Origin of the sequence: Pelagibacterium flavum (genome assembly GCF_025854335.1) — a bacterium.
In the GTDB taxonomy this organism is placed as follows: Bacteria; Pseudomonadota; Alphaproteobacteria; order Rhizobiales; family Devosiaceae; genus Pelagibacterium; species Pelagibacterium flavum.
Genome location: NZ_CP107716.1, coordinates 2,772,148 through 2,786,169, shown reverse-complemented (window position 1 = coordinate 2,786,169; position 14,022 = coordinate 2,772,148). Strand labels below are relative to the sequence as shown.

Genomic DNA, 14,022 nt, shown 5'->3' with positions numbered 1-14,022 from the left:
GTCCACCGGTAGGCTGAAGATCCGCGGAAAACGAAAGCGGTCGCATGCCAAACCTTCCCATTGCACGAGACTTGAAGCAGTTCCTGGCATTGCTGGAGGCCCGTGGAGACCTGGTAAGAGTTAACCAACCCGTTTCCGTCGTGCATGAAATCACAGAAATTCATCGCCGTGTGTTGGAGAAAGACGGGCCTGCCCTGCTGTTCGAACGGCCGACCGATCAGGAGGGCAGGGAATACTCGATCCCGCTGGTGACGAACGTCTTTGGCACAGTGGACAGGGTCGCCCTTGCGCTTGGGTGCACTGTCGATGGCCTTGATGGTCTGGGCCAGAACCTTGCTGCCCTCAATCGACCGAAGCCACCTGAATCGTTCGATGACGCTGTTGCCAAAATCCCTCTCGCGCGTGCCGCGCTTACGATGGGTATTCGCCCCGCAACCTGGCCGAGAGGCAGGCACAAAGTGCTTCGCGGTAACGATATAGATTTGTCGCTGCTGCCGATTCAGTGGTGCTGGTCTGGGGAACCCGCGCCTCTCATCACCTGGCCCCTGGTAATCACCCGAGATCCCCACGACGCTTCCGACATCAACGTCGGTGTTTATAGGATGCAGGTGGTTTCGGCAGATTCGCTCATCGTTCGCTGGTTGGGAAACCGGGGAGGAGCCAGACACTTCAGAGCCTGGCAGGCATTGGGTGAAAATATGCCCATTGCCATTGTCGTCGGAGCCGATCCCGCCGTCATGTTGTCTGCGGTGATGCCAATCCCGGATGGCATGAACGAGTTGCGATTTTCGGGGCTTCTAAGACGGCGGCGCTGCGGCGTCATGAAAGGCAAGACACAGGACCTCCCGATTCCACAATCCGCAGAAATTGTCCTTGAAGGTCGGGTCTCGATTTCCGAAGAACTGGACGAAGGGCCATTTGGCGACCATACCGGCTACTATAACTCGGTTGCGCGGTTTCCCAAAGTGGTGTTGTCGTCGATGGCGCTGCCTGAGAAGCCGATCTATATGTCCACTTTTACGGGGCGTCCGCCCGATGAACCTTCGCGCATCGGGGTTGCACTCAACGCGCTTTTCGTTCCGCTGATCAAGACGTCCTTCCCGGAAATCGAAGACCTGTGGCTGCCGCCGGAAGCCTGTTCCTACCGGGCAATGATCGTGTCGGTCAAAAAACGCTACGCGGGGCAGGCGCGTCGCGTCATGATGGGACTCTGGTCTGTTTTGCCACAGTTCAGTTACTGCAAACTGATGGTGGTTGTCGATGACGACATCGATGTGCGGTCCTGGGAGGACGTGATCTGGGCCATTTCCACCAGATTCGAAGCCCCAAGAGACTTGTTCCTGACCGAGAACACGCCCATGGACTACTTGGATTTCTCTACCGCTCGGCAGGGACTGGGCACCAAGGTCGGCTTCGACGCGACCAACAAGATCGGGTCTGAGACCGATCGAGAGTGGGGCAAGCCCTTGAAGATGAGCGAGTCGGTCCGTAAGCGAGTGGATGACATCTGGATGGACCTGGGAATCCCCCGATGAGCCAGTGTGATTTTGCACGAAAGCTGCTCAGGCCCATCCGCGTCGTGGTGGGAGTTTCTGGAGCATCGGGTTCGGCATTGGCGCATGCGGTCGTCGAACGGCTACACAGTGAAGGCAACGTCGAAATCCATCTCGTCGTCTCGAGGGCCGCGGAAATCAATTTTGCCCATGAGCTGGGCGCAAATGGGTTGGCCGAGACTGTGGCTATGGCTGACCACATCTATGAAATCCATGATATCGGCGCCGCGATAGCAAGTGGTTCGTTCGATACGGACGGCATGCTGGTCGTGCCGTGCTCCATTCGAACGTTGTCGGCAATCGCCAACTGCTTCAATGACAATCTTCTGGTCCGAGCCGCCGACGTCCATTTGAAGGAAAGACGTACACTGATATTGGCCGTTAGGGAAACGCCCCTTCACCTTGGCCATATCGAGTTGATGCGAACGGCGACACTGAGTGGCGCGGTAATTTTTCCGCCCTCGCCGCCCTTCTACCTCGCAAGGACCATGAACGAGGCAATAGACCAGCTCGCGTGCAGAATGATCGATGGGCTCCGACTGCCGGTGGCTAAGCTCGCTCGAGGCTGGGAGGGCTTATCCGCCTGAAATGAGTCAAAGAAGGCCAGCAAGCGAAAGTTCGAGCCGTGCCAGGATGGAGCATAATGACTGTCGCGTTGGAAGAATTGGCCGTAATCGTGGCTGGCGCCGCTGCTTTTGCAACCGTTTCCAATCGCACCAACACTGCCATGGCTGAGCGGCCCATCGCCGACTTTGTCGGGCATGCCAATCCTGCTCGCTCTGTATTTGAGCCGTTGGAGATCACCTTGGGACAGGACGGAAAGCGCTTGTAGTAAGCGCCATGCGATAGAGCAATGAAAACAAATCAAGGCAGTGTCGCTGCAGCCCTTTGCGGGACGGCGGAAGCTGAGGGAATGTTCCATGGCTCTATCATCCCCAAGATTGTGGGAATGGCAAGCCCTCTGGAACCGTCCACCCCATTCCCCTTTTTTTCCAAGCCGAGATCACGGACGCAGCTTTTCTTTGAGCAGCCTTGCGGACGAGGAATCTAGATGGCCGACGAATGTCTGGAGGTTTGGCGGGCAAGATAGCTATCGAACGCCGCCGCAAAGTGCCTGACAAAAGGGCGGGCTTGCTCGGCCAGGCCAAATGTCTTTCCGTTCCAACTCAGCAAAGTTCTGGCCTCGCTGTTTGTCAGAACATCGATATCCCTCAAGAATGCCCTCAGAAGGTCCGGGTTGCCATCAGCTGCGGCGTCGATATCGACCTGAAACCGACACAGGAGCTCTTCGATCAGCCAGGCGCGGCGAAGATCTTCGGTGCTGAGGCAGTGACCCTTTGAAGTGGCCGCGCGCCCGCCAAGAACCTGGGCCTCGTAGACAGATGTCGCCGTCACGTTCTGAACGTAACCTTGCGGAAAACGGCCGATCGCCGATGCGCCCAGGCCAATAAGGGCACTGGCCCGATCGTCGGTGTAACCTTGAAAGTTCCGGCGGAGCTTGCCCGTCCTTGCAGCTAATGCCAATTTGTCGTGGGGTCGGGCAAAGTGGTCGAAACCGACACTCTCATATCCCGACCTCGAGATGAGCCGGGCCGCCGCCGCTTGCTGTTCGAAACGCTCGAGCACACCAGGAAGCACACGTTCCTCGATCATCGTCTGGTGTTTCTTCATCCACGGAACGTGGGCGTACCCGAACAACGCGATCCGGTCAGGAGCAAGTGAAAGAACCTGCGCGACTGTATCGAGAACCGTCTCTGTCGTCTGGTGGGGCAGACCGTACAGCACATCTAGATTGATCGAACCGATGCCTCGCTCCCGCACCGCGTGGATGCAATTGGCTGTCTGTTCGAAAGTCTGTATTCGATTGATGGTGGCCTGAACCTGCGGGTTGAAATCCTGAATGCCGAAGCTCGCACGGGTCATCCCGAACGCGGCCATGCCGTCCAATTGTTCACCCGTGAGGTCGTTTGGGTCCATCTCGATGCTGACTTCCACGTCCGGATCGATGCGGAATCCGGACTGCAGCGCCACCCTCAACTCTTCGAGATCTTCCGGCTTGAGCAGGCTCGGCGATCCGCCCCCCAGATGAATGCTGGTGACTTTTCCCTTTCCACCGAGCTTTTCCGATACCCACCGAATCTCGGCCAGCAAGGCGGTGAGGTACTTTCTGATCGGTGCATATTTCAGCGTATGCTTGGTGTGACAGGCACAGAACCAGCACAGCCGGTCGCAAAAGGGGATGTGGAGATAGAGCGACAGCGTGGCCGCTTCGTTGAGTTCGCTAAGCCAGTTGCCGTACGATTCACCGTCGGCATCATTATTGAAGTGTGGAGTGGAGGGATAGCTTGTGTAGCGTGGGACGGGCTTTGACAGCCGCATCACCGTATCCTGGCTTAGTGTCACATCCGAAGCGATCATCGAGATCCCCGCAAAGTCGTCGGTTGGGCAGAAAACTAAGCACCCTGCTCCGGCAGTCTTTGCGATAGGTCAAAGACGTTCGAGAACGCTTCGGCGAGAAACACTCCACCAACAGATGTGGAGTGGTGCGTGTTTTTTGCAAAGGCGGCAAGCGGCGGAATTCCGAGAGGGCTTGCAGAGTCCGGTCCGGCTGTTCTCTCCTACGGCTTCCGGCCATTCTTTCTATTGGCCGGCATCTGGGCCGTGCTTGCAATGGTCATGTGGGTGATTACCCTTACAACGAGCTTCCCCGCTGGAGGAGCACTGGGGGGTGTCAATTGGCATGCCCACGAAATGGTCTTTGGCTACACCTCCGCCGTTCTGGCCGGGTTCATGTTGACTGCTATCCCTAACTGGACCGGACGATTGCCGGTTTCCGGCCTTCCGCTTCTCGCTCTGGTGCTTGTGTGGCTGGCCGGTCGCTTGGCTTTACTGGCGCCGGATCTGGCGGGATTGGAATTGAGCTTGGTCGTCGATGCAGCGTTCCTGCCGGCTCTGACCGTCGTCGCCATGCGTGAAATAGTTGCCGGCAGAAACTGGAAGAACCTCAAAATCCTGTTTGGACTTCTCACTCTTTCCACGGCAAACATCTGGTTCCTTGCATCCGTCTATCTCGGAGAAGACCCCTCGGCCGCCGCGCGGCTGGCGGTCGGGGCTTGGGTCGTATTGATCGCCGTGGTCGGCGGTCGCATCGTGCCCAGCTTTACCCGCAACTGGATGTCCCGGCACGGGAACAAGAAGCTGCCCGCCCCCTTCGGCCGATTTGATCAGCTATCTGTGGTACTGCTGCTGGTTGCGCTGATGGCCTGGACAGTCGCGCCCCAGGGGTACGCAACGGCTGCTCTCTCGTGCCTCGCAGCCGCAGCCAATTTCATTCGACTGGTCCGCTGGCGGGGGTACAGCACGACGTCAGAACCTATCGTTCTGGTGCTGCATGTCGCATATCTTTTCCTGGTTGTCGGCCTGGTCATGATCGCCTTGTCCGCTTTGCAGATAGTCGAGTACGCGGCAGCCATGCACGTGCTTTTGATCGGCTGTGTCGGCGGGATGACCTTGGCCGTCATGACGCGCGCCTCGTTGGGGCATACTGGCCGGCCGATACGGGCGGGTGCACTCGCCACTGCTGCCTACGTCAACGTCTTTCTTGCCGCCGCCATACGACCGCTCGTGGCCGTTTTCCCGCAACACTACTACTTCATCTTCTCGGTGAGCGGGCTGCTCTGGATTTTCGCCTTTGCGGCCTTCACAGCGGCCTACCTGCCGATTCTGATGTCACCGCGTCTGTCGAAGCGGGCATAGCAATGATACGGCTGATCCTTATCGCAGTCGGTGCCGTGTCTTTGGTTTTGGCCGTTCTGGGAGCGGTGCTGCCCCTGCTGCCAACCACGCCCTTCGTACTTCTGAGTGGGCTCTGCTTTTCAAAGAGTTCGCCGAGACTGAATGAAATGCTGACCAGAAATTCGGTATTTGGTCCGGAGCTTGAGAACTGGCGCAATTATGGTGCAATCTCGGCGCGAGCGAAAAGCATTGCTGTGGCATCACTTGCTGCCACTCTTCTCGTCTCGGCCCTGATGCAGGTCTCTGTCTCGGTACTGATGATTCAAAGTTCGGTCCTGCTTCTGGTCGCCGTCTTCATATTGTCTCGGCCGCTTCCGCCGGCCTGACTATCGCGCGGCGCGCAGGTTCATAGCTCGCGCGATCGCTGGCAGGTACACCGCCAATGTCAGAAATCCGAAGCCAGTCATCCAGGTTCCAGCGGCCCAGATCAACACAGGCGGATGGAACGGTGAGAACAGTCTGAGCACTATGCCGGCAAGGACGAACGCCACTGCCATGCTGAGCCTCTTATGGGCCCTAATTCCAAGATGCCCTTCAAGCATCCGCGCTCCCACGGCAATCGCCGACAAGGTCATGCTGCCGGCCAGCATGGCGTGAGTTGGTGACGCCTCGGCAACGATCCCCTGCGCCGCGATCAGGCAAAGCCCGAGCGTGAAGAACCCCATTGCGATGTGAAACGGAGTGAGATTGGGATCCCAGCCGCATCGCCATCCCCTGAGTCGCATCAGGCGCACTAGGTTTAGGCCTGTCGCGACCCCGCCCAGCACTTGGGTCGGAACCGATTGGGGCCAGAAACTCCAACTGACCAGACACACGGCCGCCGTAAGGAGGCCAAAATGATCCAGACTGTCGGTTCGGCGCCTCACGGCAGATAGGTCACGTTTGTTGAGCTGTTCGAACGTGAAGGAGGGCAGCATTCTTCCGAGCATAACCAGCACGAGAAGACCAAGTGCCGCCTCCCCCCACCGCAGCGCGGCAGCCGGATGGTTATCCCCCAGGATATCCAGCTTCGCCTTGAGGCTCGCGACGGCGACGGCCGCCAAAATCCAAGCGACCTTCCGCGGCCGAACGCGAGACGAGCGGTGGGTGATCCAAATGGCATATGACGCCAGAGCAGTCCAGACGACCGTGTCGCCAAAAATCAATGCTGTCTGAAAGCCATAGGCCCAGGTCAGCGCACCAGCGCGCCCCGCACACCAAGCGCCCAGAACCAGACCAACGGCCAACCTGCCAGGTCTCTTAGTTCCGAGCCAGTGAGGCAGCGCCGTTAAAAGGAAACCCGAGCAGAGCCCGCTGCCGAGGCCGAAGACCGCCTCATGTGGATGCCACCAGCGTGCGGGAATTGGAACACCCCAAGCGACAATGACAAAGGGGAGGGGTAGAACGCTGGCCAGCGCAAACGCGAAGAACAGCAGTGCCATGCTTGGCGGATAGGTAATATCGCCGTCGCGGAGCGTAAACGCACTGTTGCGCGTGTAGCCAGCTTGGGGCGTCACGGCAGCAAAGCCGCCTTGGCTAAATAGTGTTTGACCGCCATCGCTCCATTCCATTCAGCAGCTTGCGCTGCCGCCGGCCGAGCTCCGTCTCTTCGAGCAGTGGTTGAATCCAGCCGAGAATGTCGTCGGCCACTTCGACTAAATTGCTGGCGTCGTGCAATGGAAAGTGAGTGAAGACCGCTTCGAGGAACAGGGCGTGCAGTCGCCGGCAGTCTTGACGCGAAAGTAGCGCAATTGCGCGGTTGAGCCGGTCCATGGAGAGGTCCGGAAGGGATCTCATCTTCAGCATGGCCAAAAAGAGTTCCACAGTTCCAAGCTCCAACTCGGACCAGCGATTACCGACGATTTGCTTCATGATCGGGGCGAGTTGGGAATCGCATCGCACGCGATGCGATAACTCTTCAACGACCGCTGTCAGATCTCGATCCTCAAAAAACAATGTTGGGGACGCGGTTGCAATGTCCATTAGCCACCGCACCGGTGAAGTCGATGCACAGGCAAGCCCGCACTCGGCATGGCACCAGGACGCCCTTTGCCAGCCCAACTGGCAAGAATGCTGTTGGCCCCGCCCAAGTCGCCCGGTTCCCGTTCGGAAAGGGTCGGCGCAAACAAGAACTCAAAGGCGCTCTGAATTCTATCGAATTGTCCCTCCGACAAGTGAGTGAAGAGATTGCTGAGGTGTCCATGGCTGCGCAGACGGGCGCAGAGTGCCAGGACGAATGCCCGTTTACCTGCCAAGTCGTCTTGATCTGGAACATCGGTTGGCGTGATCGTTTTTGCGTTGTCCATGTCGGCTCACGGTCAAGTCTGGGGAACCCCATATTGTCCCCTGGGTCTTGGGCTTCTTTGATCTGGCACAATGACGCCGTTGGGGTGACGGCTCATTGTTTGCGTTAGACAACAAAGGAGAGATGTTGCGATGTTGAAAAGGCCTTCCTCCGACCCGCACAGCCGGGACAAGACGGCTCTGCCCAAGCACCAGAAGGGGCCGCACTTTAGGGAGGTTCAGGATTTGGTGACCTGCATTTTGGTCGGCGCAAGTATGGAGGTTCAATCCCTGGTCCTGATCGACTTCAGAGACCGGCTGAAGTGAGACTGCTGCAACAAACGGTTTATGTCCAAAAGATGCGGATTCCTTTTTGAAGGTTCCGATTGGTGAACGGGCGTACACCGGTCAAGCCTGGCAGCACCGATTTTCGCACAGCGAAATCTCAGTTCTGTTTCAACGTTGAAAAGCCGACCGAGCAAGTTGATGCCGCACGAGAGGTGAGAATGCTATCTTGTCGTAGAGCCGCAAATATCCACTTTTGCTTTGACTGGTGTGCAATGGACGCAACGCCAGGTTGCATATGTTGAGGCTACGCTCTTCCCTTTCTGTTAATACGGCAATCTCACTAATTGATCTAGATCATACGAAAGTATTTCGCGCTGGTTGATCTGGAACAAAGTTGGACGAACACATATCTGCCACATTCTGACCACGGATCGCGATGATCCGATTGAGTCAGGAGAATGGATATGACCCACACTACAGCAATCCTCCGCCGCACCTTCCTGGTTGGCGTCGCATCGGCGGCGATTGCTGCCCCGCTGACGCTGTCGCTCCCTGCTTTTGCGCAGGATGAGGCGGTGGATGTGTCGGCGCTCGAGCGCGTTCAGGTCGAACTGGTTGCCCCCCCTTTCATCCATGAGCACGAGCAGGCAGCAGCCGGTGAGCCGCGCGTTGTTCAGTTTCGGCTTGAAATTGAAGAGCGTCCCCAGGTGATCGACCGCCAGGGCACAACCGTGCAGGCGATGACCTTCAACGGCTCGACGCCCGGTCCGCTCATGGTGGTCCATGAGGGCGACTATGTCGAGTTGACGCTGGTCAACCCTGCGACGAACACGATGCCGCACAATATCGACATCCATGCAGCGACGGGTGCCTTGGGTGGCGGGGCTCTGACCCACGTCAACCCGGGCGAAGAGGTGGTTCTGCGCTGGAAGGCTACGCGCCCGGGCGTTTTCGTCTATCACTGCGCGCCCGAGGGCATGATTGCCTGGCACGTCGTCTCGGGGATGAGCGGTGCCGTCATGGTTCTGCCGCGGGAGGGCCTGACCGACGGGGCAGGCGAGCCGATCACCTATGATCGCGCCTACTATATCGGCGAGAACGATTTCTACGTGCCCAAGGATGAAGACGGCAAGTTCATCAGCTTCGCCTCGCTCGGGGAATCGTATGGCGGCACAATGGACGCGATGAAGACCCTGACGCCAAGCCACGTGGTGTTCAACGGCGCTGTCGGTGCTCTCACAGGTGACAATGCCATGACCGCCAATGTCGGGGAAACGGTGCTCTTCGTTCACAGCACCGCCATACGCGATACCCGTCCGCACCTTATCGGCGGGCACGGCGACTATGTCTGGGCCGAGGGCAGCTTCAACAATCCGCCTCTGCTCGACCTCGAAACCTGGCATATCCCCGGCGGCGCCGCCGGTGCGGCCATCTACACGTTCCGCCAACCCGGCGTCTATGGGTACGTCAATCACAACCTCATTGAGGCCGAGCAGCTCGGCGCCACAGCTCACATGGTGGTCGAGGGCGAATGGAATGACGACCTCATGACGCAGTTGGTTGAGCCGCGGCCAATTCAGTAGTCGCGGGGATCGACGGCTAACCGGGGCGGCTCATCGGGAAACCGATGGCCGCCCATTTTTTTGGACCACGACCATGAGAACACATTCACAGCTTCTGTCGGTCGCCACCATCGCGGCTCCGCTCATCATTCTTCTGGGTCTGGGCATCGCCATCATCGCCATGACCAATCCGAGGGCAGAGGGGTGGACAACGGCCCCCGAATTCAAGGTCGAAACGATAAGCATCCCGCGCGGCTGGTTCCAATATCGTGAGCCGGGCGAGTTCACGGTCGCAGGCCATGTCATAGATGGTCCGGTCACATCCCGGTTCGTGCGAGCTGGCATCGAAGTCATGAAATACCAGGTTTCGACCGCCGACTACGACCTGTGCGTGATGGACGGAGCCTGTGCGGCCCGCGAGGCCGGCGCTCCTCCTCGGACCGACATTCCAGCCACTGGCCTCAGCTATCTCGATGCCGTCTCCTATGCCCAATGGCTTTCGGCCGTAACAGGCCAGCACTGGCGACTGCCTACGGATGAAGAAGCGGCTTATTTTCGGAACAATCGCCCCGAAGTCCGGGAAACGGACGCCCGAAACTCGTTCGTCGACAAATGGCTGGGCTCTTATCGTGAGGGGGCGCAGCGTCCTCGCGAAACAGGCACCGCGGTAATGCCGTTCGGATCGTTCGAAGAAAATGTTTTCGGCGTTGCCGACACCGGGGGCAATGTCTGGGAGTGGACGAGCACCTGCTATGCGCGCGTCCGGCTGGCCGTCGATGGCGCCGAGATATCGCGAACCGAGAATTGCGGCGTTCGGGTCCTGCAAGGCCAGCACATCGCCTATCTCTCGGGATTTATGCGCGACGCGATATCGGGAGGATGCGCCGCCGGCATGCCGCCCGACTATCTCGGCATGCGCCTCGTACGGGAGCGGCATTTGTATGAAAGCCCGCTCGGTTACGTGAGAAACTTCATACGCACGTTTCCATCTGGAACCTGAGCGTCGGAACCCACGCAATGGGTCTGGTGCCGTTGGTCTCGGCATCGATGCCGACGATCGAAATTCGCAGGGGCGGTCCGGCTGGCATCGCAGATCTAGGCTATAGAGACGATCTTACGTTCCAGTCGAACCCACAGTTCTTAGGTAATCTATCCGGGAACGGCCGACGGCTTCGGCCCCCCGCCGCTTTTGAAACTCGTATGTGTTTGCGGCTGCTCGCTTGCCCGGGTCCAACGCGTGGCTCCGATATACACGACGAAACGGACTGACCCGCAGGGCATTATCGCAAGCTATCCGATGGAACACGGGGCGCTGGGGTGGCATTTGCATCGTACACCCAACACAAGGAGACACCATGCTGAAGAAAACAGCAATTGCCGTGGTTGCCCTGCTGAGCATGGGCGCAACACCCGTGCTTGCCGAAGAATTCGAAGTCCAGATGCTCAACCGTGGAGACGATGGGGAGATGATGGTCTTCGAGCCGGCCTATCTTCAGATCGCGCCAGGTGACACGGTGACATTCGTTCCCACTGATCCCACTCATAACGCCGAAACTATCTTGGGCATGCTTCCCGAGGGGGCGGAAGCCTTCAAGGGCAAGATCAACGAACAGATTTCGGTGACCTTTGAAGAGGAGGGGCTTTACGGCTACAAATGCGCGCCCCACTTCGGATTGGGAATGATCGGGCTTATTGAGGTCGGAGACTCTGAGACCAACGCGGCTGAAGCACAGAACGTCACCATGCCGCCCGCTGCCCAGGAACGAATGGCCGTGCTATTTGAACAGGCGCTTTCGGGAAGCGAAGGGTCCAACCAGGACAATTAGCAGAAGTCGCTCTTACCGCCCTGATTCATCACCAGGAGAAATGGCCGCCATATGTCTTGTTCATATGACGGCCTTTCATTTTGGAATACGATGGCTCATTGGGCGGGAGGGGGGTCAGATCAGGCCGACGACAATTCCCACAAGGCTCATTGCAGCTGAAATCATGCTGGGAACGAGAACGATGATTCCGGAAATGACTGCAAGCGCAATGATAATGCGATCTCTAGTGCGGCGGGTAAGAATCATTGTGTTTCCGGGTGCTGTCCTGCACCCGCTCTCCTTGCGATTGGTGAATCGGAATTGAACTCGATGTCGAGCTCTCGCTGGGGGAGCCTTGCTCCTCAAGCAAAATGCGCTCGGCCGCCCCCTGGAGATCGTCATACTGACCGCTTTGGAGGGACCATAGAAATGCGGTCAGACCCGCCAGTCCCATGAGGACCCCCAAGATAATGAGAAAGAGCACGCCGTCCATGGGATCATACTGCCTCGAGCGGCAGGTGGTAACGTGCGGCTTCTGGATCTTTCACTGCTGTTCCGCTGCGGCTCAGGCGCATGGCGTTGGCCACTACAATGATCGATGAAAGCGACATTGCCAGCGCAGCGACAAGTGGCGTTACGTATCCCAGTACAGCAATGGGGACGGCAATGCCGTTGTAGAGGACAGCAGCTGCCAGGTTCTGGCGAACGAGCCGATCCGCCTTTCGGGCGGTGACAATGGCTTCCCGAACGGAGGTCAGGCTGGGGCGTGTAAAGACCATGTCGGCGGCTTGGCGTCCAATGTCCGCCGCGGACGACGGTGCGATCGAGACGTGTGCGGCCGCAAGGGACGGCGCATCGTTCAGGCCGTCCCCGACCATGAGCACTGTGCGGCCCTCCTGGGCGAGTTGGTCGAGGATCTCAACCTTGTGTTGAGGCAGGCATTGTGCGTGAAATTGCTCTATTCCCAACTCCCTTGCTGATTGCGCAACGGGTTCAGATCGATCTCCCGAGAGCATCAAAACCTTGAACCCGTCCCTTTTTAGCTTGGCAACTGTTTCGTGTGCGCCGCTGCGGAAGTTATCGGTGAACCGGAACGTGGCTAGCTCGACACCCACCCGGCTCAGGACGACTTCGGGATCGGGTCCGCTCTGTAGCGTTTTGCCCGTCTCGCACGCCCATACACGCTTCCCGAGACGATAGGACGTCTCTCCGATCCGGGCGCTAACACCTGCGCCCGGCTCTTCATTGACGTCGGTGATGCTGGGGATAGAACCGGCCCATTTAATCGACCGCGCGATAGATACCGATAGGGGGTGTCGGGAGGCTTGAGCCAAGGCAAGGGCGATGGAAAGAATCTCCGGGCTGGTTTCGCTCGAGCTCTTGAGCACCGGGTGGCCGGAAGTCAAAGTCCCGGTTTTGTCGAATACGATGGTATCCACCTGCGAGAGGCGCTCGATGGCAGAGCCATCCTTGGTCAACACGCCGGTTTCGAACAACCGGCGCGCCGCCACAACATGTACGATCGGCACAGCCAGGCCAAGGGCGCAGGGGCATGTAATAATCAGAACCGCAATGGCGGTCGTCACGGCCATGTGCCAATCGCCCGAAACCATCAGCCATACCAGGCCCGTGAGCAAAGCTGCCAGGTGCACGATAGGTGAATAGAGTTCCGAGACGCGGTCAGCCAGTCGACGATACCTGTTGCGACCGTTCTCTGCCAATTCGACCAGCCGCATCATCTCGGAAAGAAATGAATCTTTTGCCGCAGCAAGAACCTTTATGTGCAAAGGCGCCTGGAGATTAAGGGTCCCCGCGCGCACCTGATCCCCTGGCCCCACAGAAACTGGCAGACCTTCTCCTGTGACCATTGCGCAGTCGAACAGCGAGGTTCCGGACATGACAGTGCCATCAACCGGCAGGCGCTCGCCCGCAGCCAGTGCGAGCGTCATGCCGGGGACAATTTCGGAAACAGGACAATAGGCGTACCTGCCATCTTCTTGCACCACACTGGCACCGCGGGGCGTCAAACTGGCCAGGCCCTTGACGGCGCTGCGTGCCCGCTCGCGCATGGCATGATCGAGCGTTCGGCCAACAAGAAGAAAAAACAGCAGTGTAACCGAGGCATCGAAATAGGCGTGCTCACCGCCCACGACAGTCTCGTAAAGACTCAAGCCAAAGGCAAGAATTACCCCTACAGATATCGGGACGTCCATGTTTGAGCGCCCATGCCTTAACGCGTTGCGCGCCGACGAAAAAAACACGCGACCTGAAAAGAGCAGAGTCGGCATGGCAATCGCCGCCGAAAGCCAATGAAACAGCTCGCGCGTGGCGGCATCGGCACCGGCCCAGACGGCGACAGAAAGCATCATGATGTTGGCAGCCGCAAACCCAGCGACGGCCAGAGCTCTAATGAGCCGGTAATAATGGGGATCGGCACGTGGTCCGTTATCGACCAGATGCGCATCAAAACCGATGGTTTCCAGTGCCTCGAGCAGAGGCGGCACCGTCGCACTCTTCCACTCGACTGTCGCACGCTTGGTGGACAGATTGGCGCGCGCCATCTCGACGTCGGGTAGCGCTGAGAGTGTCTTTTCCACTTTGCTCATGCATCCCCCGCAATGCATGCCGGGCACCGACAGGCTGGTTCGGAAGCGTCCGCTTCCCAAACTCTGACTTGCGAATAGCAGATCGCGGGCGCTGCCAGTTTGCGTATTGCCGAGCTCGAGCGGTGCAGCCGGAGCGTCCATTTTTGGCTCC

At 58.4% G+C, this 14,022-nt stretch carries 13 protein-coding genes and 1 pseudogene; 8 read left to right on the top strand and 6 right to left on the bottom strand.

Features of this window, described 5'->3' with window-relative positions; genetic code table 11:
- Positions 1 to 44 precede the first annotated feature (44 nt).
- The 3 genes from OF122_RS14115 to OF122_RS14105 are packed head-to-tail and all read left to right on the top strand — an operon-like array spanning position 45 to position 2,385.
- Positions 45 to 1,535 carry a UbiD family decarboxylase gene (locus OF122_RS14115; RefSeq protein ID WP_264224836.1) on the top strand — a complete coding sequence of 497 codons (1,491 nt, stop codon included), beginning with the start codon at positions 45 to 47 and terminating at the stop codon, positions 1,533 to 1,535.
- Complete coding sequence (locus OF122_RS14110) at positions 1,532 to 2,140, top strand: UbiX family flavin prenyltransferase (RefSeq protein WP_264224835.1); 609 nt, start codon at positions 1,532 to 1,534, stop codon at positions 2,138 to 2,140. The genes OF122_RS14115 and OF122_RS14110 overlap by 4 nt, the downstream gene beginning before the upstream one ends.
- Positions 2,141 to 2,196: 56 nt before the next feature.
- Positions 2,197 to 2,385, top strand: a complete 189-nt coding sequence (locus tag OF122_RS14105; RefSeq protein ID WP_264224834.1) for a hypothetical protein — start codon at positions 2,197 to 2,199, stop codon at positions 2,383 to 2,385.
- A 215-nt stretch (positions 2,386 to 2,600) separates the two neighbouring features.
- Here OF122_RS14105 and hemN read toward each other — a convergent pair whose 3' ends face one another.
- Entirely contained in the window at positions 2,601 to 3,971 is a 1,371-nt protein-coding gene (gene hemN, locus OF122_RS14100) for an oxygen-independent coproporphyrinogen III oxidase (protein ID WP_264224833.1), read from the bottom strand.
- Positions 3,972 to 4,100: 129 nt separating this feature from the next.
- Between hemN and OF122_RS14095 the strand changes: the two genes are divergently transcribed.
- A complete protein-coding gene (locus OF122_RS14095) occupies positions 4,101 to 5,309 on the top strand; it encodes an NnrS family protein (protein WP_264224832.1) in 1,209 nt (402 codons plus the stop codon).
- Positions 5,310 to 5,311: 2 nt separating this feature from the next.
- Entirely contained in the window at positions 5,312 to 5,674 is a 363-nt protein-coding gene (locus OF122_RS14090; protein WP_264224831.1) for a YbaN family protein, read from the top strand.
- Here the strand turns inward: OF122_RS14090 and OF122_RS14085 are convergent, their stop codons facing one another.
- Positions 5,675 to 6,898, bottom strand: coding sequence for an NnrS family protein (locus OF122_RS14085; protein WP_264224830.1), 1,224 nt, complete (start codon positions 6,896 to 6,898; stop codon positions 5,675 to 5,677).
- Positions 6,864 to 7,310: a hypothetical protein gene (locus OF122_RS14080; RefSeq protein ID WP_264224829.1), complete on the bottom strand. Its 447-nt coding sequence runs from the start codon at positions 7,308 to 7,310 to the stop codon at positions 6,864 to 6,866. Before OF122_RS14080 ends, OF122_RS14085 begins: the two co-directional genes overlap by 35 nt.
- Before the next feature lie 1,052 nt (positions 7,311 to 8,362).
- Here OF122_RS14080 and nirK point away from each other — a divergent pair.
- The 3 genes from nirK (at position 8,363) to OF122_RS14065 (ending at position 11,286) form a co-directional block, all read left to right on the top strand.
- Entirely contained in the window at positions 8,363 to 9,481 is a 1,119-nt protein-coding gene (nirK, locus tag OF122_RS14075; protein ID WP_264224828.1) for a copper-containing nitrite reductase, read from the top strand.
- A gap of 73 nt (positions 9,482 to 9,554) precedes the next feature.
- Entirely contained in the window at positions 9,555 to 10,460 is a 906-nt protein-coding gene (locus OF122_RS14070; protein ID WP_264224827.1) for a formylglycine-generating enzyme family protein, read from the top strand.
- 355 nt (positions 10,461 to 10,815) lie between these two features.
- Complete coding sequence (locus OF122_RS14065; protein WP_264224826.1) at positions 10,816 to 11,286, top strand: pseudoazurin; 471 nt, start codon at positions 10,816 to 10,818, stop codon at positions 11,284 to 11,286.
- A gap of 114 nt (positions 11,287 to 11,400) precedes the next feature.
- Here the strand turns inward: OF122_RS14065 and OF122_RS14060 are convergent, their stop codons facing one another.
- From OF122_RS14060 to OF122_RS14050, 3 genes and pseudogenes are all read right to left on the bottom strand, one after another.
- The gene (locus OF122_RS14060) at positions 11,401 to 11,532 is read right to left on the bottom strand and encodes a hypothetical protein (RefSeq protein WP_264224825.1); all 132 of its coding nucleotides are present in this window, start codon (positions 11,530 to 11,532) and stop codon (positions 11,401 to 11,403) included.
- A gap of 79 nt (positions 11,533 to 11,611) precedes the next feature.
- Positions 11,612 to 11,758 (bottom strand): annotated as a pseudogene (ccoS, locus tag OF122_RS14055) (cbb3-type cytochrome oxidase assembly protein CcoS); the annotation flags it as partial.
- Positions 11,759 to 11,762: 4 nt separating this feature from the next.
- The gene (locus tag OF122_RS14050; protein WP_264224824.1) at positions 11,763 to 14,012 is read right to left on the bottom strand and encodes a cation-translocating P-type ATPase; all 2,250 of its coding nucleotides are present in this window, start codon (positions 14,010 to 14,012) and stop codon (positions 11,763 to 11,765) included.
- Positions 14,013 to 14,022 lie beyond the last annotated feature (10 nt).